Source organism: Streptomyces sp. NBC_01506 (assembly GCF_045040295.1).
Classification (GTDB): domain Bacteria; phylum Actinomycetota; class Actinomycetes; order Streptomycetales; family Streptomycetaceae; genus Streptomyces.
The window spans coordinates 5248626-5266457 of the sequence record NZ_CP109422.1 but is presented as its reverse complement, the minus strand read 5'-3'; the positions used below and the strand labels follow the sequence as shown (position 1 = coordinate 5266457).

16 protein-coding genes and 1 riboswitch are annotated in these 17832 nt (G+C 71.4%); of the genes, 8 read left to right on the top strand and 8 right to left on the bottom strand.

The features are described 5' to 3' along the window. Nucleotides 1-31 precede the first annotated feature (31 nt). On the bottom strand, nucleotides 32-1336 hold the full coding sequence (thrC, locus tag OG329_RS23290; protein ID WP_405797774.1) for a threonine synthase: 1305 nt from the start codon (nucleotides 1334-1336) through the stop codon (nucleotides 32-34). 15 nt (nucleotides 1337-1351) lie between these two features. Beyond that, nucleotides 1352-1479: riboswitch (SAM riboswitch) on the bottom strand. Nucleotides 1480-1596: 117 nt separating this feature from the next. Between thrC and OG329_RS23285 the strand changes: the two genes are divergently transcribed. The 3 genes from OG329_RS23285 (at nucleotide 1597) to OG329_RS23275 (ending at nucleotide 4295) form a co-directional block, all read left to right on the top strand. Then, a complete protein-coding gene (locus tag OG329_RS23285) occupies nucleotides 1597-2538 on the top strand; it encodes a glucosyl-3-phosphoglycerate synthase (RefSeq protein ID WP_405797773.1) in 942 nt (313 codons plus the stop codon). 92 nt (nucleotides 2539-2630) lie between these two features. Next, complete coding sequence (locus tag OG329_RS23280; RefSeq protein ID WP_405797772.1) at nucleotides 2631-2753, top strand: hypothetical protein; 123 nt, start codon at nucleotides 2631-2633, stop codon at nucleotides 2751-2753. A gap of 117 nt (nucleotides 2754-2870) precedes the next feature. Continuing rightward, nucleotides 2871-4295, top strand: coding sequence for a trehalose-6-phosphate synthase (locus OG329_RS23275; RefSeq protein ID WP_405797771.1), 1425 nt, complete (start codon nucleotides 2871-2873; stop codon nucleotides 4293-4295). 16 nt (nucleotides 4296-4311) lie between these two features. On the opposite strand, the gene OG329_RS23270 is transcribed toward OG329_RS23275, so the two are convergent. The 4 genes from OG329_RS23270 to OG329_RS23255 all read right to left on the bottom strand — a co-directional run bounded on the left by OG329_RS23270 (nucleotide 4312) and on the right by OG329_RS23255 (nucleotide 8490). Next, nucleotides 4312-5742 carry an SDR family NAD(P)-dependent oxidoreductase gene (locus tag OG329_RS23270; protein WP_405801974.1) on the bottom strand — a complete coding sequence of 477 codons (1431 nt, stop codon included), beginning with the start codon at nucleotides 5740-5742 and terminating at the stop codon, nucleotides 4312-4314. A gap of 316 nt (nucleotides 5743-6058) precedes the next feature. Next, on the bottom strand, nucleotides 6059-6901 hold the full coding sequence (gene otsB, locus OG329_RS23265; protein ID WP_405797770.1) for a trehalose-phosphatase: 843 nt from the start codon (nucleotides 6899-6901) through the stop codon (nucleotides 6059-6061). Nucleotides 6902-6918: 17 nt separating this feature from the next. Continuing rightward, nucleotides 6919-7137 (bottom strand): DUF3263 domain-containing protein, encoded by a 219-nt coding sequence (locus tag OG329_RS23260; RefSeq protein WP_405801973.1) that lies wholly within the window; start codon nucleotides 7135-7137, stop codon nucleotides 6919-6921. A gap of 132 nt (nucleotides 7138-7269) precedes the next feature. Then, nucleotides 7270-8490 carry an extracellular solute-binding protein gene (locus OG329_RS23255; RefSeq protein WP_405801972.1) on the bottom strand — a complete coding sequence of 407 codons (1221 nt, stop codon included), beginning with the start codon at nucleotides 8488-8490 and terminating at the stop codon, nucleotides 7270-7272. A 365-nt stretch (nucleotides 8491-8855) separates the two neighbouring features. Here OG329_RS23255 and OG329_RS23250 point away from each other — a divergent pair, with 365 nt between their 5' ends. The 4 genes from OG329_RS23250 (at nucleotide 8856) to OG329_RS23235 (ending at nucleotide 13020) form a co-directional block, all read left to right on the top strand. Continuing rightward, the gene (locus tag OG329_RS23250) at nucleotides 8856-9749 is read left to right on the top strand and encodes an ROK family protein (protein ID WP_405801971.1); all 894 of its coding nucleotides are present in this window, start codon (nucleotides 8856-8858) and stop codon (nucleotides 9747-9749) included. Beyond that, on the top strand, nucleotides 9749-10963 hold the full coding sequence (nagA, locus tag OG329_RS23245) for an N-acetylglucosamine-6-phosphate deacetylase (RefSeq protein ID WP_405797768.1): 1215 nt from the start codon (nucleotides 9749-9751) through the stop codon (nucleotides 10961-10963). Before OG329_RS23250 ends, nagA begins: the two co-directional genes overlap by 1 nt. 179 nt (nucleotides 10964-11142) lie before the next feature. Then, nucleotides 11143-12063: a 1-phosphofructokinase family hexose kinase gene (locus OG329_RS23240; RefSeq protein ID WP_405797766.1), complete on the top strand. Its 921-nt coding sequence runs from the start codon at nucleotides 11143-11145 to the stop codon at nucleotides 12061-12063. Between the two features lie 39 nt (nucleotides 12064-12102). Then, a complete protein-coding gene (locus OG329_RS23235) occupies nucleotides 12103-13020 on the top strand; it encodes a ketose-bisphosphate aldolase (protein WP_405797765.1) in 918 nt (305 codons plus the stop codon). 39 nt (nucleotides 13021-13059) lie between these two features. On the opposite strand, the gene OG329_RS23230 is transcribed toward OG329_RS23235, so the two are convergent. Both OG329_RS23230 and cdgB read right to left on the bottom strand, forming a co-directional pair. Then, entirely contained in the window at nucleotides 13060-14079 is a 1020-nt protein-coding gene (locus tag OG329_RS23230) for a carbohydrate-binding protein (RefSeq protein WP_405797764.1), read from the bottom strand. A 195-nt stretch (nucleotides 14080-14274) separates the two neighbouring features. Beyond that, on the bottom strand, nucleotides 14275-16155 hold the full coding sequence (cdgB, locus tag OG329_RS23225; protein ID WP_405797762.1) for a diguanylate cyclase CdgB: 1881 nt from the start codon (nucleotides 16153-16155) through the stop codon (nucleotides 14275-14277). 551 nt (nucleotides 16156-16706) lie between these two features. Between cdgB and OG329_RS23220 the strand changes: the two genes are divergently transcribed. Beyond that, a complete protein-coding gene (locus tag OG329_RS23220; protein WP_405801970.1) occupies nucleotides 16707-17225 on the top strand; it encodes a flavin reductase family protein in 519 nt (172 codons plus the stop codon). Between the two features lie 39 nt (nucleotides 17226-17264). Here the strand turns inward: OG329_RS23220 and arfB are convergent, their stop codons facing one another. Next, nucleotides 17265-17696 (bottom strand): alternative ribosome rescue aminoacyl-tRNA hydrolase ArfB, encoded by a 432-nt coding sequence (arfB, locus tag OG329_RS23215; protein ID WP_405797760.1) that lies wholly within the window; start codon nucleotides 17694-17696, stop codon nucleotides 17265-17267. Nucleotides 17697-17832 lie beyond the last annotated feature (136 nt).

Sequence of the window (17832 nt, the reverse complement as noted above, 5' to 3'; positions counted from 1 at the left end):
CGGGTGGTGCCGCTGGACGGTGTCAGGAGGCTCAACGCGCGAGGCCCGCGGCGCGGAACGCGTCGAGGCTCGGCGGGATCGTCGCGGTCGCCTGCGACGTCGCGGCCACGGCGTCCAGCGTCTTGAGCCCGTCACCGGTGTTCAGCACGACCGTCGTGAGCGCCGGGTCGAGCAGACCCGACTCGATGAGCTTGCGCGTCACCCCCACGGTCACCCCGCCCGCCGTCTCGGCGAAGATCCCCTCGGTCCGCGCGAGCAGCTTGATCGCGTCGACGACCTGCTCGTCGTTCACGTCCTCGACGGCGCCGCCCGTGCGACGGGCGATGTCCAGCACGTACGGGCCGTCGGCCGGGTTGCCGATCGCCAGCGACTTGGCGATGGTGTTCGGCTTCTGCGGCCGTACGACGTCGTGGCCGGCCTTGAAGGCGGCGGACACCGGCGAACAGCCCTCGGCCTGCGCGCCGAAGATCTTGTACGGCTTGTCCTCGACCAGGCCGAGGGCGATCAGCTCCTTGAGCCCCTTGTCGATCTTCGTGAGCTGCGAGCCGGACGCGACCGGGATGACGAGCTGGTCGGGCAGCGTCCAGCCGAGCTGTTCGCAGATCTCGTACGCGAGGGTCTTCGAGCCCTCGCCGTAGTACGGGCGCAGGTTGACGTTGACGAAGCCCCAGCCCTCGCCCAGCGGGTCGCCGATCAGCTCCGAGCAGAAGCGGTTGACGTCGTCGTAGTTGCCCTCGATGCCGACGAGTTCACCGCCGTAGATCGCGGCCATGACGACCTTGCCCTGCTCCAGGTCGTGCGGGATGAACACGCAGGAGCGGAAGCCGGCGCGGGCCGCTGCGGCGCCCACGGCGCCCGCGAGATTGCCGGTGGAGGAGCAGGAGAGCGTGGTGAAGCCGAAGGCGCGGGCCGCCTCGACGGCGATGGCGACGACACGGTCCTTGAAGGAGTGCGTCGGGTTGCCGGAGTCGTCCTTCACGTACAGGCCGCCGGTGACGCCCAGCTCACGGGCGAGGTTGTCGGCCTTGACGAGCTTGGTGAAGCCGGGGTTGATGTTCGGCTTCGAGGCCACGTCGGCGGGGACGGGCAGCAGCGGGGCGTAGCGCCAGATGTTGTCGGGACCGGCGGCGATGCGCTTCTTCAGCTCGTCGGGGCTGTCGGTCGGCAGGTCGTAGGCCACTTCGAGCGGGCCGAAACAGCTCTGACAGGCGAAGATCGGGCCGAGTTCGAAGCGTTCCCCGCATTCGCGGCACGAGAGGGCGGCGGCGGGTCCGAGATCCACGCGACCCGTGTCGGCGGCGTCGGAAGCGTTGTCGTGAACAGTCTGCACAGCCATGAAGGCGAGGCCCTTTCCTCATCTTCCTCGCGACGCGTCTCGCCGCAAGACGGAATTGGCACCTTCCCCACCGTGACCTCGCGGTCGGCGGGAGGGTTGCCGGGGCTTCAACGGGCCGTTCCCTCTGCCCCTCTGGATGAGCGGTATTCGATTGTCAGCGTGAGGACCCCCGACATGCGACGGTCATCCGCGTTGTTCAAGACTGTAACCGAACCCCTGGACGGTTGAATGCCTCGTCCGATCCGCGAGATGGAGATCACGTGCTGGAAGAGGTGGAGCGCTGGCTGGCCCGGCGGTCCTGGTCCGCGGCGGACCGGCCGCTCGCCGCGCTGGCCGCCGCGAAGCAGGGTACGCAGGTCAGCGTGGTGCTCCCGGCCCTGAACGAGGCCGCGACGGTCGGCCGGATCGTGTCGGTGATCCGCCGCGAACTCATGTCGGGCCCGGCGCCGCTCGTGGACGAACTGGTGGTGATCGACTCGGGTTCGACCGACCGTACGGGGGACGTCGCGGCGGCGGCCGGGGCGCGGGTGGTTCACCGGGACGACATCCTGCCGAGGCTGCCGGCGGTGCCGGGCAAAGGCGAGGTGCTGTGGCGCTCGCTGCTCGTGACGAGCGGCGACATCGTCTGTTTCGTGGACGCGGACCTGAAGGACTTCTCGGCGGATTTCGTCTCGGGGATCGTGGGGCCGCTGCTGACCGAGCCCGACGTGATGTTCGTGAAGGCGATGTACGACCGCCCGCTCGGCGACGAGCCGGGCCAGGGCGGCCGGGTGACGGAGCTGGTGGCGCGTCCGCTGCTGAATCTGCACTGGCCGCTGCTGGCGGGGTTCGTGCAGCCGCTGGGCGGCGAGTACGCGGTACGGCGCTCGCTGCTGGAGCAACTGCCGTTCCCGGTCGGCTACGGGGTGGAGCTGGGGCTGCTGGTGGACGCGCTGCACACGGTGGGGCTGGACGCGCTGGGCCAGGTCGACGTGGGGGTGCGCAGGCACCGGCACCAGGACGGGCAGGCGCTGGGGCGGATGGCGGCGGCGATCTACCGCACGGCGCAGTTGCGGCTGTCGCGGGGGCATCTGGTGCGGCCGGTGCTGACGCAGTTCGAGCGGGGCGAGGGCGGCTTCGAGCCGCGTACGCACGCGGTGGACACCGAGGAGCGGCCGCCGATGCGGGAGATCGCGGAGTACGAGGCGGGGCGGGCGGCGTAGGCGGGCGGCGTAGCTGTCGGACCGGAAGTGCGGCGCGGACGGCCCGCGTGGCACTTCCGGCCCATTCGTACGATTTGCCTATATTGCCTGGTATGGCGATGAACGCGGTGACCCTGACCACGGAACAGATCTGGCTCCTGGGCGGCATCGCCCTCGCCCTCGTCGGCGCCGGGGTGGTGGCGCTGGCGGCGAGCCGGGGCCGGGGGCGTGGCTGATGCCGGGGGGCATGGGTCGTGCCGGGGGGCGTGGGTCGTGCCGGGGGGGCGTGGCTGATCCTCGCCGACCTGAATCCGTACGTTTGAGCGTTTCCGCGACGGGCTAGGTTTCGGCACATGGTCTCCGAGCAAGCCGCCCAAGTCCTTGTCGCGTCCAATCGCGGCCCCGTCTCGTACGTGATCGGCGAAGACGGCGAGCTGACCGCCGGGCGCGGCGGCGGGGGGCTCGTGTCGGGGCTCTCGGCCATCGGGCCCGACACGAACGCAGTATGGGTGTGCGCGGCGCTCGGTGACGGCGACCGCGAGGCGGTCCGGCGCACCGGCGGCCGGCTGGACCCCGGCGACACGGGCGGACAGCGGGTGCGGATGCTCGGCATCGAGCCTGAGGTCTACGCGGACGCGTACAACGGCGTGGCGAACTCCACGCTGTGGTTCATCCACCACCTGCTCTACCAGACCCCGCTGGAGCCGGCCTTCGGTACGGAGTTCCGGGCGCAGTGGGCGTCGTACGAGACATACAACCGCGCCTTCGCCGAGGCCCTGGCCGACGAGGCGGGCGACGGCGCGGCCGTCCTGATCCAGGACTACCACCTGGCGCTGGTTCCCGGCATGCTCCGGGCGCTGCGCCCCGATCTGCGGATCGGTCTCTTCTGGCACACCCCATGGGCGTCGGCCGACTACTACCGGCTCCTGCCCGACGACATCGGGCGCCAGCTCCTGCGCGGCGTCCTCGGCGCCGACCGGGCCGCCTTCCACACCCACCGCTGGGCCGACGCCTTCACCGACTGCTGTACGCAACTGCTGGGCGGCACCGGCAAGACCCGGATCGGTGTGCACGCCCTGGGCGCCGACGCGGACTTCCTGCGCGAGCGCGCGAACCGGCCCGACGTGGACGAGCGGCTGGCCGAGCTGCGCGAGCAGATCGGCTCGTACGAGGGGGCGCCCCGCAAGACGATCGTGCGGGTGGACCGTACGGAGCTGTCGAAGAACATCGTGCGCGGGATGCTGGCCTACCGGCAGTTGCTGACGGACCGTCCGGAGTGGCGCGAGCGGGTCACGCATGTGGCGTTCGCCTATCCCTCCCGGCAGGACCTGGCGGTCTACCGCGACTACACGGCGCGGGTGCAGGAGGTGGCCGACGAGATCAATTCCACGTACGGCACGCCCGGTTGGACGCCTGTGGTGCTGCACGTCAAGGACGACTTCGCGCGCTCACTCGCCTCGTACCGCCTCGCGGACGTGGCTCTGGTCAACCCCATCCGCGACGGCATGAATCTGGTCGCGAAGGAGATCCCGGTCGTCTCGGAGGACGGCTGCGCGCTGGTGCTGTCGCGTGAGGCCGGCGCGTACGAGGAGCTGGGCGAGGACGCGCTGGTGGTGAATCCGTACGACCTGACGGCCACGGCCGCCGCCCTGCACGAGGCGCTGACGATGGACGGTGACGAGCGGGCGGCGCGCACGAAGCGCCTGGCCGCCGCCGCGACGGCACTGCCGCCGCAGCGGTGGTTCCTGGACCAGTTGGAGGCGCTGCGCGCGCTGTGACGACGGCCCCTGGGGCTCACCAGGCGACGGGCCGGTAGTCCTTGAGCAGTACGCCGTGGACGGGGCTGCCCGCCTGCCCCTGCACGATGGGGTGGTAGATCCGCGCCGCGCCGTCCACGATGTCCAGCGGCGGGCGCCATCCGGTGGCGGCGTGCCGCTCCCTGGCGGGCAGCGGTTTCTCGTCGGTGACCCAGCCGGTGTCGACGCTGCACGCGTGGATGCCCCGCTTCGCGAGATCGGCGGCGCTGGTGCGGGTGAGCATGTTGAGGGCGGCCTTGGCCATGTTGGTGTGCGGGTGGCCGCTCGTCTTCTTACGGACGGTGAACCGGCCCTCCACGGCTGACACGTTGAGCAGATACCGCCGGGGCCGGGGTGAGGACTCCAGCAGGGGCAGCAGCCGGTCGGCGAGCAGGAACGGGGCCACCGCGTTGACCAGTTGGACCTCCAGCATCTCGGCCGGGTCGATGTCGCCGAGCCGGGCGGTCCAGGAGTTCTCGGCGGCGGTCTCGGTGAGCAGCCCGGCTTCGTCGACGGCCGGCAGCACGGCGGGGGCGGAGGCGGTCGCGGGGGCGGTCGCGGGCGTCGGGCGTGGTACGAGCCCGGCGGCCCAGGGGCGCGCCTCGACCTCGGTGCTCCCCGCGCCGGGAACGGCGAAGTCGGGGGCCGTCCAGAGCGCGGGCAGCGCCGTGCGCGCCGGCGCGGCCTCGGCGGCCTCGGCGGCGGCCAGGGCGGAGTAGGCGCGCGGCGAACGGCGCAGCGTCTGGGCCGCGTTGTTGATCAGGATGTCCAACGGCCGTGCCTCGGCGAGCAGATGGTCGGTGAAGGCCAGCACCTGACGGGGGTCGCGCAGGTCGAGCGCGGCGACGCGCAGCCGGTCCCACCAGTCGGCGGCGTCGGGGGCCGCCGCGAAGCGCCGTACCGCGTCACGGGGAAAGCGGGTGGTCACGGTGAGGTCGGCGCCGTCGCGCAGCAGCATCAGCGCGAGCTGGTGGCCGATCTTGACGCGCCCGCCGGTCAGCAGCGCGCGGTGGCCGCGCAGGTCGGTACGGGCGCCGCGACGGGTGAGGTTGTCGTGGGCGCAGTCGGGACAGAGCCGGTGGTAGAAGTGGTGGACGCGCCGGTAGTGGTCCTTGCAGACGTAGCAGCGCTGCGGGCGGCCCAACTCGCGGCCCAACTCGCCCACGTCCGCGTCGCCTTGCGCGTCCGGCAGCGCGGCATCCATCGTGCGGTCCGGCGCGCCCATGACCGTGCCGGCCTGGATCTCGGCGTCCGCCACCGCGCGCGATCCCCGGGTGACCGAGCGGCGTTTGCGCCGCCCGTCCCGGAAGAGTCCGCTCGCGGCCCGCTCCAGTCGCTCGCGCCGGGGATCCTCGATCGACAGGTCCCGTGCCTCGTCCAGCAACTCCAGCGTCGCCTGTATCCGCTCGTCCGTCAGACCGTCGCTCATCGCGCCCTCGCCCCCGCCCCCGCTCACACCGAACGACCATGATGCGCGAGCCGCCCGCCCGGTGTCGCCCGCGTTTCCGCGCGACGGCCCCCGCGAATCGCAGCCCGTCCGGCGATTGAGGACCACCCGACCAACGGCCGCAACCAATCCAGCCCGTCCGGCGACTGAGGACCACCCAACCAACGGCCGCAACCAATCCAGCCCGTCCGGCGATTGAGGACCACCCGACCAACGGCCGCAACCAATCCAGCCCGTCCGGCGACTGAGGACGAACCGGCCCACCGGACGGACCCGGTGAACCTCTCCGGTCACGGTTCTAAAGACGCGCCGCCACCGACGCGAGGAAATCGGTCAGTGCTCCCGGGCCCGGTAGCACCAGGTCGGCCTTCTCGGCGAGTTCGGGGACCTCTCCCGTACCGCTGCACAGCAGCAGACCCGGGTGGCCCTTCGCGCGCAGGGCGTTGACCGCCGCGAAGGCCGGGAGGTCGCCCAGGTCGTCGCCGCCGTAGACGACCGTCTCGGCGCCGACCTCGCGGACGTACTCCTCCAGGGCCACGCCCTTGTCCACGCCCGGCGGGCGCAGTTCCAGGACGAGGCGGCCCGGTTCGAGCACCAGGCCGTGGCGGGCCGCCAGGTCGGCGAGGGGGCCGCGCAGGGCGTCGAAGGCGCCCTGGGGGTCCGTGGCGCGGCGGGTGTGGACCGCGACCGCCTGGCCCTTCTCCTCGATCCACGTGCCGCTCCAGGAGTCGAAGCGGTCGAGGAGGGCGGGGAGTTCGGCGCGGACGGCGGCGACTCCGGGGTGCGGTGCCGGGGCGCGTACGGTGCCGCTGACCGCGTCCCAGCGTTCGGCGCCGTAGTGGCCGAGGACGACGAGGTGCTCCAGGCCGGGGACGCCGGCGAAGCCGCCGTACCGTACCGCGACACCGGCCGGGCGGCCGGTGATCACCGCGAAGGACGCGACGTGCGGGGCGAGGGCGACGAGCGCGGGGACCGCGCCGGGGTGGGCGCGGGCCTGTTCGGGGTCCGGGACTATGTCGGCGAGCGTGCCGTCGAAGTCGAGCGCGACGACGGCCTTGCCGGGCCGGGCGAGAAGCGCGGCCAGCCCTTCGGCGCCGGCGGGGGTGACGGGGGTCGGCAGGGGGTGCGAGTGGCTGCCCATGGTCCGACCCTAGCCCGTCAGCGGCGGGCGCGGCGGGAGTCCCTGATCCGGCGCAGGCGGTTGACCGTCACCGGGTCGTGGGCCAGGGCGAGCGGGTCGTCGATGAGGGCGCCAAGGACCTGGTAGTAGCGGGTGGGCGAGATGCCCAGCCGCTCGCGGATCACGCGCTCCTTGGCGCCGGGGCCCGGCCAGGAGCGCTTCTCCACGGCGAGGACGGCGCGGTCCCGCTCGGTCAGCTCGGACCGTCCGGCGGGACCGGGCCCCTCGTGCGACGTGCGCTCGGGCTCGGGCTCGGGTCGCGACGTGCTCTCGGGCTCGGGCTCAGGTACGGGCTCGGGTGAGGGTGCGGCGGTCATAGGGCTGACACGCTACTCGGCGTTCTCCGCCGTCGTGGCGTCCCGGCCGATCCTCGCCAGGATCTCCGACGGCACCGCGCCGGGCCGCACCGCCTTGCCGATGTTCTTCTTGATGTCGTCGCTGACACCCGCCCACGACGTCTTGCCGAACGGGTACAGCTCGGCGGTGGGCAGCGCCTCCAGGAACTGCCGCAGATCCTTGTGCTCGTCGTCCGCCACCATCGTCTCGGACGCGCTGTAGGTGACCGGCAGGAGGTCGTACTGCCCGACGAAATCCATCACGTTCTTGTCCTCGAAGGTGAAGTCGAGGAATTTGCCCGCCTGTTCGCGGTGGCCGGGCTGCTTGAAGGCCATGATCCAGTCGGCGACACCCATCGTCGCCTTGGACTTGCCGTTGATGCCGGGCAGCGGCACCATCCCGACGTCGACGCCGGCCTTCTCGGCCTCCTGCATCATCGTCGGGTGCCCGTTGAGCATGCCGACGTTGCCGCCGGTGAACGCCTTGAAGGCGTCGGCGCGGTCCAGTTCGCCGGGCGCCACGGGGCCGGTGAGGCCCTTGCCGACCAGCTCCTTCTGGAGCCATTCGAAGGTCTTGATGTTCGCGTCCGAGTCGACCGCGTACGAGCCGTCGGTCGCGTCCTGGTAGCCGCCGCCACCGCTGAGCATCCACATCATGGTCTCGGCCTGCGCCTCCTCGGCGCCGAGCGGAAGGGCGAACGGGGTCGGTACGTCCTGCTCCTTCAGCGCCTCGGCGTCCGACTGGATGTCGTCCCAGTTCTTCGGCGCGTCGAGACCGGCCGCCGCGAAGAGGCCCTTGTTGTAGAACAGCAGCCGCGTGCTGGCGACGAACGGCATTCCGTACTGGGTCTGTTCGACCTTTCCGGCGTCGGCGAAGCGGGAGAGGAAGTTCGCCTGGGTGGGGATGGAGAGCAGCTCGTCCGCGCTGTACAGCTCCTCCTTCTTCACGTAGTCGGCGTACGCGCCGATCTGCGCGATGTCGGGCGCCTCACCGTCCTTGACCATCTTCGCCACGTCGGCGTCTACGGTCTTCCAGGAACGGACGTCGACGTCGACCTTGATGCCCGGGTTCTCGGCCTCGAACTCCTTGGCCAGGCTGTTCCAGTACTTCTCCGAGCTGTTGGCGGCACTGCTGCCGTAATCCGCCGCGACGACTTTCAGGGTGACGTCACCTGAACCGCTGGGGCTGCCGCAGCCGCTCAGCGCCATCGTCATGCCCAGCGCGGCTATCGCCGCGGTCTGCCCCAGGAAGCGCTGCTGCACAGCTCTTTTCCCACCCTTGTTTTCGCTCGGCCGTCTTTACGGCGTTCGTCGTCCGTCGTCCGTCGTCCGTCGTCCGTTGCTCCGGTCGCTCCCCCGCGACGTCCTGCGTTGACGATCTGCGATTTTCCCCCATGGTGCCGCCGGAGGTCTACACCAGCCTCGTATCGCTTCGGCAACTTCCCCTGCCTGTTCAGGTTTGACGAAGACTTTGTATGGGCTGGCAACAATCCCGCACAGTGGACTAGACCTTTCTTGGGTTTTCGCGCGAGAATGCGCTCGTGAGACACGTCATCGCCCTGGATGTGGGCGGCACCGGTATGAAGGCCGCCCTGGTCGGTACGGACGGCGAGCTGCTGTACGAGGCTCGGCGCGCCACCAGCAGGGAGCGCGGCCCCGACGCGATCGTCGAGACCGTCCTCGGCTTCGCGGCGGATCTGCGCGCGTACGGCATCGAGCACTTCGGCGAGAGCGCGGTCGCGGCCGGGGTCGCCGTACCGGGCATCATCGATGCCGAGCGCGGGATCGCGATCTACGCGACGAACCTCGGCTGGCGCGACGTACCGCTACGGGATCTGCTGGGCGCGCGCCTCGGCGGCGTACCGGTCGCGCTCGGGCACGACGTACGCACCGGCGGGCTCGCCGAGGGGCGCATCGGCGCGGGCAGGGGCTCGGACCGGTTCTTCTTCGTCCCCCTGGGCACCGGCATCGCGGGGGCCATCGGTATCGACGGCCGTATCGAGGCGGGCGCGAACGGCGCCGCCGGCGAGATCGGGCACGTCGTGGTCCGGCCCGACGGACCCGTGTGCGACTGCGGACAGACCGGCTGTATGGAGACGCTGGCCTCGGCCGCGGCCGTGACCCGGGCATGGGCGGCGGCCAGCGGTGATCCGCAGGCCGACGCCGCCGACTGCGCGAAGGCCGTCGCCTCCGGCGACCCGAGGGCCGTGGCGGTCTGGGCGGACGCCGTCGACGCGCTCGCCGCCGGGCTGGTCACCGCGCTCACCCTGCTCGACCCCCGAAGGCTGATCATCGGTGGCGGTCTCGCCGAAGCCGGGGAAACGTTGTTCACACCCCTGCGGGCGGCGGTCGAGGAGCGCGTCACGTTCCAGAAGCTGCCCGAGATCGTCCCGGCGGCCCTCGGGGACACCGCCGGATGCCTGGGCGCGGGGCTGCTCGCCTGGGATCTTCTCTCCACGGAGGTATCCACCTGATGGCCGCACGCGCCGAAAGCACTGTTCTCACCGGAGCCCGGGTGGTACTGCCGACCGGGGTCGTGGAGAACGGACGGGTGAGCGTCGTGGGCGGACGTATCACCGAGGCCGGGCCGGCCGCCGCCTCTGTAGGAGACGTCGTCGCAGACTCCGTAGGAGACTCCGTAGGAGACGTCACCCCGGGGACGCTCGACCTGGCCGGCCACTGGGTGGTGCCCGGCTTCGTGGACATGCACAACCACGGCGGTGGCGGCGCCTCCTTCACCTCGGGCAGCGTGGACGACGTCCTCAAGGGCGTCCGTACGCACCAGGAGCACGGCACCACCACGCTCGTCGCCTCCACCGTCACCGGCGAGATGGACTTCCTCGCGCAGCGCGCCGGGTTCCTCTCCGAACTCGTCGAGCAGGGCGATCTCGCCGGAATCCACTTCGAGGGCCCGTTCATCTCGCCCTGCCGCAAGGGCGCGCACAGCGAGGCGCTGCTGCGCGACCCGGAGCCGGCCGAGGTGCGCAAGCTCCTCGACGCGGCACGCGGCACGGCCAGGATGGTGACCCTCGCCACCGAACTGCCGGGCGGCATCGAGTCCGTACGACTGCTGGTCGAGCACGGCGTGATCGCCGCGATCGGGCATACGGACGCGACGTACGAGCAGACCGTCGAGGCCATCGACGCGGGCGCGACGGTCGCCACGCACCTGTTCAACGCGATGCCGCCGCTCGGCCACCGCGCGCCGGGGCCGATCGCCGCGCTGCTGGAGGACGAGCGGATCACCGTCGAGCTGATCAACGACGGCACGCATCTGCATCCGGCGGCGCTGGAGCTGGCGTTCCACCGCGCGGGCGCGGGGAGGGTCGCGTTCATCACGGACGCGATGGACGCGGCCGGTTTCGGCGACGGCGTCTACCAACTCGGGCCGCTGGAGGTCGAGGTCAAGGACGGTGTCGCGCGGCTCGCCGTGGGCGGGTCGATCGCGGGCTCGACACTCACCCTGGACACGGCGTTCAGACGCGCGGCGACGATCGACCGGCTGCCGGTCGCCGACATCGTGCGGGCGATCTCCGGCAACCCGGCGCGACTGCTGGGCGTGTACGACCGGGTGGGCTCGCTGGAGCCCGGCAAGGACGCCGACCTGGTGATCCTGGACGCGGACTTCGCGATCACGGGCGTGCTGCGCAAGGGCGAATGGGTGGTCGGGCCCCAACTGGGCCGGTAGATCCGGTAGATCCGGTAGATCAGGCCCGTCCGGCGATTGAGGACGAGCCGGCCGGGCCGCCTGATCCCCAAGGGGCCCCAGGCCGCCCGTCCCCCGTCCCCCGTTTGGCATGATCGGGGCAGTACGGAACCGGTACGGAGCGGGCAGCCCCCTCCCCGACACATCCCCGAGGGGGCCGCATGATCCTCACGGTCACGCTCAACACCGCCCTCGACATCACCTACCGGACCGCCGCGCTGACCCCGCACACCACCAACCGCGTCGCCGAGGTCCGCGAACGGCCCGGCGGCAAGGGCCTCAACGTCGCCCGCGTGCTGTCGGCGCTCGGCCACGAGACCGTCGTGACCGGGTTCGCCGGCGGCCGTACCGGCGACGCGCTGCGCGAACTGCTCGCCGCCGAGGGCCCGTCCGACGCGCTCGTGAGCATCGCGGGCACCACGCGCCGCACCGTCGCCGTCGTGGACGAGGCGACCGGCGACACGACCCAGTTGAACGAACCGGGCCCCACCGTCACCCCCGCCGAGTGGGCCGCGTTCCTCACCTCCTACGAAGGACTCGCCGCCCGCGCGGACGCGGTGGCGCTGTGCGGCAGCCTGCCGCCCGGTATCCACGTCGGCGCGTACGCGGAGCTGGTACGTCTCGCGCGGGCCGCGAACCTGCCCGTGCTGCTCGACACCAGCGGCGAACCGCTGCGCCGGGGCATCGCCGCCCGCCCCGACCTCGTGAAGCCCAACGCCGACGAACTGGCCCGGCTCACCGGCACCCGCGAGCCGCTGCGCGCGACCCGTGACGCGCGCAGGCGCGGCGGCCGTGCCGTGGTCGCCTCGCTCGGCGCCGCCGGGCTGCTCGCCGCGACCCCGGACGGCTCGTGGCAGGCGGCCCCGCCGAAGGCGGTACGGGGCAATCCGACGGGCGCGGGCGACTCGGCGGTCGCGGGGCTCCTGTCGGGGCTCGTGGAGCGGCTGCCCTGGCCCGACAGGCTCGCGCGGGCGGTCGCGCTGTCCACGGCGACGGTCCTGGCCCCGGCGGCGGGCGAGTTCGACCGGGAGGCGTACGCGGACCTGCTGCCGCGCATCGCAGTAACGGAACAAGCACCGTGATGTCGAAGACGGAACGCACCAGTCGGAACAGAGGACCACATGCCACTCGTCAGCACCGGTGAACTCGTCGCAGCCGCCGTCGCAGCCGCAGCCACCGCGCCCGCAGCTTCGGCCTCGGCCTCGACCTCGGCCGAAGATCGGAGCGGGCACGGCGGCATCGTCGCGTTCAACGTCATCACGCTGGAGCACGCCGAGGCGATCGCCGCCGGCGCCGAACGGGCGGGCCGCCCCGCGATCCTCCAGATCTCCGAGAACGCGGTGAAGTTCCACGGCGGCCGGCTGACGGCCATCGCCGCCGCCACCGCCGCCGTCGCGCGCGCCTCGGACGCCCCGCTCTCACTCCATCTCGACCACGTCGAATCGGCCGAGCTGCTGCGCGCGGCCGACGGCGAGGGCTTCAGCTCGGTGATGTTCGACGCGTCGAAGCTCGACTACGACGCGAACGTCGCCGCCACGGCGGAGGCGGTCGCCTGGGGCCACGCGCGCGGCATCTGGATCGAGGCCGAGCTGGGCAAGGTCGGCGGCAAGGACGGCGAACCGCCGCTCGGCGCCCACGCCCCCGGCGTCCGTACGGACCCGGCCGAGGCGGTCGCGTACGTACGCGCCACCGGCGTCGACGCGCTCGCCGTGGCGGTCGGCTCCTCGCACGCGATGACGGACCGTACGGCGGCCCTGGACCACGAGCTGATCGGCGCGCTGCGCCGGGCCGTCCCCGTACCGCTGGTGCTGCACGGCTCGTCGGGCGTCCCCGACGCGGAGATCCGGCGGGCCGTCACGGCGGGCATGGTCAAGATCAATGTCGGTACGGCCCTGAACACGGCCTTCACGGGCGCCGCCCGCGCCTACCTGGCGGCCGACCCGAAGACGGTCGACCCCCGGAAATACCTCGCCCCGGCTCGCGAGGCGATGACCGGGACGGTGGCGGCTTTCCTGAAGGTGGTCGGCGGAGAGCCTTAAGGGTGCCGCGCGGGGCGCCACACGTAGCGCCTGGCGGGCTCAGCCGTTCGCCTTGCCCGCCTCCAGGGAGACCTGGTCGAGGATGGCGTCGCACTGGTCGCCCGTCTCGCACGAGAGCTTCAACGTGTTGCTGCCCTTGGCGAGGTTGACGTAGGCGTAGGTGGTGGTCCACCCCTTCTCCCAGTCGCCCTCCTTCGCCTTGGCGAAATTGGACATGTTGACCGAACGCGGCGTCTCGCCGTTGATCGTGAGCGACGTCTTGGCGTCCTTGCCCGGCACGCTGTAGGTGATGAACAGCGTGTACTCACCTGCCTTCGGCAGGTCGACGCTCCAACTGGCCGAGCCACCGGGCCCGTTGAACGTCACATAGGCGCCGTCCGCGCCCTTCGCGCCCTTGATGTCCTTCGCCAGCACCGCCGGCGCCCCGAGCTGGAGCGTCGCCGCGTCCTGCTTCGGGAGTTCGACCGGCTTGTCGGGGTCCGGAGCCTTCTTGCCGGGGTCCTCGCTCGGCGTCACCGACTCACCCGTGGTCGGGCCGCCCGTCGGGGTGCCGTCGGCGTTTTTGCTGTCGTCTCCGTTGGAGAGCAGCGCGGCCGTGATCCCGATCACGACGACCGCCACGACGGCGACCGCGCCGATGAGCAGTCCTTTGGTGTTGGGTCCGCCGCCGTTGCCACGGCCGCCTCCGCCCCGCTGGGCGGGGACCGTACGGGTGGGTGCGCCGCCGATCTCGGGGGCCGCGTAGTGCGCGTCGGGCGCCTGTCCGTAGGGAGCCTGCTGCCCGTAGGGCTGCTGCTGGCCTCCGTACTGAGGCTGCTGCCCGTAGGGCTGTTGCTGCTGTTGTTGCTGCTGCGGGACCTGGCCGTACTGACGCTCGCCGACGGTCCTGACCTGGTTGTACGACGTTCTCGGCACACCGGGCTGAGAGGCGGGACCGGGGTAGCCGTAGCCGCCGCGCCGGGCCTGCGCACCGTTCGCGGCCGTCTGTCCGTCCTCGTACAGATAGCCGAACGGATCGTCGTCCTCGGGCGTACTCGCGCCGTTGTTCCCGGCCGTCATCCCTGGGTCACTCCTTACCATCTCGCCAGCGTCGCCGACCGGCCGAGCCTACCTCGATTGGGCAAGCATACGGACGGGCCTTGACGGGAGTGGGCGGTTGCCCCATCCCCCGATGAACATCGGGAGACGTCGGTGGACATCGGTGAACAGCCGTACAGAGAGATACGACACGGCGGCCCCCGCACACCGCCGACGTTATCCCGCCCGGCGGTGGACCTTGTTCCGCGAACGCTTCTCGATATACATGCGCTGGTCCGCGGATTTGAGCACTTCCTCGACCGTCATGCCGCAACTCGCCCAGCCGATACCGAAGCTGGCGCCCACGCGGACCGCCCTGCCGTCCACCCTGATGGGCGGGATGATCGCGTTCCGCAGCCGAACGGCCAGGTCAGCGGCGTCCGTCGCGCCGAGGCCGTCGGCCAGGACCACGAACTCGTCGCCGCCCAGGCGCGCGACGGTGTCGCCGTCCCGTACGCCGGTGTTGAGCCTGCGGGCGACTTCGATGAGGACGGCGTCGCCGGTGTTATGGCCGAAACGGTCATTGATCGACTTGAAACCGTCCAGGTCGCAGAAGAGGACGGCGAGGCCCTTGCTCCCGTCGTCGGGGTCGGCACCCGGCGCGACCGTGTGCACATGGTGGTCGAGGGGCGCGGGCGCGGAGGACGGGTCGAAGCCGTCTCCTTGGAAGGCGCGCTCGGAAGCGGGGTCCCGGTACTCGTAGGGCTCATACGGTTCGTACGACTCGTAAGGCTCGTAGCCCTCGACCGCGCCGCCGTAGCCGGGGGCGGGCACGGGCGCGTAACCGGCGCCGCTGGTCCCGTTGTAGCCGCCATAACCGTTGCCGTTGCCGCCGCCGTAGGCCGGTGCCTGTCCCGGTCCCTGGCCGTGACCCGGTCCCTGGCCGTACGGGACGACGCCGCCGTTGCCGCCCTCGTATCCGCCGTACGCCTTGTCCAGCGCCTGTACCGCCGTCTCCCGTACCGATATGGCGTTGGGACGCTCGCAGAGGCGGGCGCTGAGACGGGCGCGCAGCTCGGCGCTGTTGGGCAGGCCGGTCAACGAGTCGTGCGAGGCGCGGTGCGCGAGCTGGAGTTCGTTGCGCTTGCGCTCCTCGATGTCCTCGACATGGGTAAGGAGGAAGCGGGGGCCGTCGGTGGTGTCGGCGACGACGGAGTTGCGCAGCGACACCCATACATAGGTGTTGTCACGGCGCGCCAGCCGCAGCTCCGCGCGACCGCCCTCGGCCGACGTGCGCAGCAGCGTGCCGATGTCCTCGGGGTGGACGAGGTCGGAGAAGGAGTAGCGGCGGATCGCGGAGGCGGACCGGCCGAGCAGCCGGCACAGCGCGTCGTTCGTCCGCAGCAGCCTGCCGTGCTGGTCCCCGCCCATCTCGGCGATGGCCATCCCGCTGGGCGCGTACTCGAACGCCTGCCGGAAGGACTCCTCGCTGGCCCGCAGCGCCTGCTGCTCGCGCTCCAGCCGGACCAGCGCGCGCTGCATATTTGCTCTGAGTCGGGCGTTACTTATCGCAATGGCGGCCTGGGAGGCGTACATCTGGAGCGCTTCACGCCCCCAGGGGCCCGGACGGCGCCCGCCGCGCGGCCGGTCGACGGATATGACCCCCAGAAGCTCGCGCCCGCCCCCAGGGGCGTACATCGGCGCGTAGAGGCGGTCCTGCGGATGCCACTCGTCCTCGAAGCGCGGATCGGGTCCCTCGGTGTACCACTGCGGGACGTCGTCCTCCAGCAGGATCCAGCCCTCGGTATGGGGTATGTACCGCAGCTCGCCCCAGCTCTCGCCCATGCTGAGCCGGCGTTCCCAGGAGGCGCGCGCGCCGACGCGTCCGGTGATCAGTGCTTCGGCGGCGGCGTTGCCCGCGAAGGCGGCGACAACCAGGTCACCGTCCGGCTGTACGAGATTCACGCAGGCCAGCTCGTAGCCGAGACCCTTGACTATGCCGTCGGCAACTGTCTGCAAGGTGTCGGCCAGGCTGCGGGCCGTATTGAGCTCGCCGACAACGTCGTGCAGTTGCCGCAGGGTCGCAAGGCGGACGTACGGCTCCGACTCGGTCTCCATCGTTCGCTCTCCCCGAGACCTCGACAGCAACTCCAGAATTCTCATCGGCTCGCTTGATGCGGTATCCCGGCCACTGAATCACAGCGAGCTGTGCACCCGGTACACAGGGTCAACAATTACTCCGACCTGTGACCCAAGTCACATGTGGGGAAGGGGAGTTGGGTGGGGGCGTGGGAGCGCTCCACAGCTTTCATGAACGCAAATATCGAGGTCGGAGTCGTGCGGCGGGGGGCGCGCGAAGGGGCGCACTGTGAGCGCGCACTACGGCGCGCGGAGGCGGTGAGGCCCCTGCCTGGCTCCCGCGAGATCACCCGCCAGGTCCCTCGCCAGGCCCCTAGCCAGGTCCCTCGCCACGTCCCCCGCGAGGGCCCCGCGAAGTCGGCTGGACCTAGGTCCTGGCTGGTTCTGTGGTCCGATGCGGGCAGGTGACCGCCGGGGCTAGCGTGGACGGCGTGTTGCAAAAGACGACCGCCCCGCGTACCAAGGACGAGCCTCCCGACGCCACGTCCCCCGACACCGCGTCTCCCGAGGCCGTCCCCCATCCTGAGGGAGTGAGCAACGACGAGTTCCGCACCGCGCTCTCCCGGCTGGCCGCCGGGGTGGTGCTGGTCACCGCGTTCGACCCGGACGACGGCCCGAAGGGCGCGGACGCGGGGATGACGGCCACGTCCTTCATGTCCCTGTCCCTCGATCCACCACTGGTGGTCGTGAGCCTGCGCACCGGCTCCCGGATGGACGACCTGCTGGACGAACAGCCGATGTGGGCGGCGTCGATGCTCTCCGAGAACCAGGTACGGATCGCCGGCCGCTTCGCGATGAAGGGCCGGATCAGCGACCGGCTGCTCTTCGAGGACGTGCCGTACCGGCGCGGCGAGGTGAGCGGGGCGCCGCTGATCGACGGCGCGCTGTCGGTCCTGGAGTGCCGTACGGAACAGCGGATCGTGACCGGCGACCACACGCTCGTCGTGGGCCGGGTGCTGACGGCGGCGGTGCCGGGGGGATCGGGCGACGCGGGCCCGCTGGCGTACTTCCGTGGGAAATACCGGCAGTTGGGCCAGGGCCAGGGCTGAGGAACGACCGCGCCGAACCGACCGGGGCGCCTGGCGGCGCTACGCCCAATCCTGCCCGTTGCGCCCGCGCTTGGTCTGCGCCCGCTGCTTCTTCTGCCGCAGCCTGCGCTCGTTGATACCGCGCGGGATCTTCGTGGCCCGGCGCGGACGCGGCGGCGGTGCCGTCGCCTCGGCGAGGAGCGACGCCATCCGTACGAGGGCCGTCTCACGGTTGCGCCACTGGGAACGGTGTTCGGACGACCGTACGCTCACGACACCGCCCACCAGGCGGTTCCCCAGCCGCTCCAGCGCCCGCTCCTTCCACACTTCGGGCAGCGCCTCCGTCCTACCGAGGTCGAAGCGCAGCTCCACCTGCGAGTCGCTGGTGTTGACGTGCTGCCCGCCGGGTCCCGAGGAGCGCGAGAAACGCCACATGAGCTCGGCCTCCGGAAGGGAGACGGAGCCGCGGATGACGTGCGGGGACCCGGACATGTGTCCATCGTCCCGTGTCCGCACAGACAAATCAAAGGCGTTAAGGAACCTCTGAGTCCTCTGTCTGCGTTATGCCGGGTGACGGTAGCTTCGGAAGCCGATCGAAGCCCGCGCACGAGCTCGTACACAACGAAAG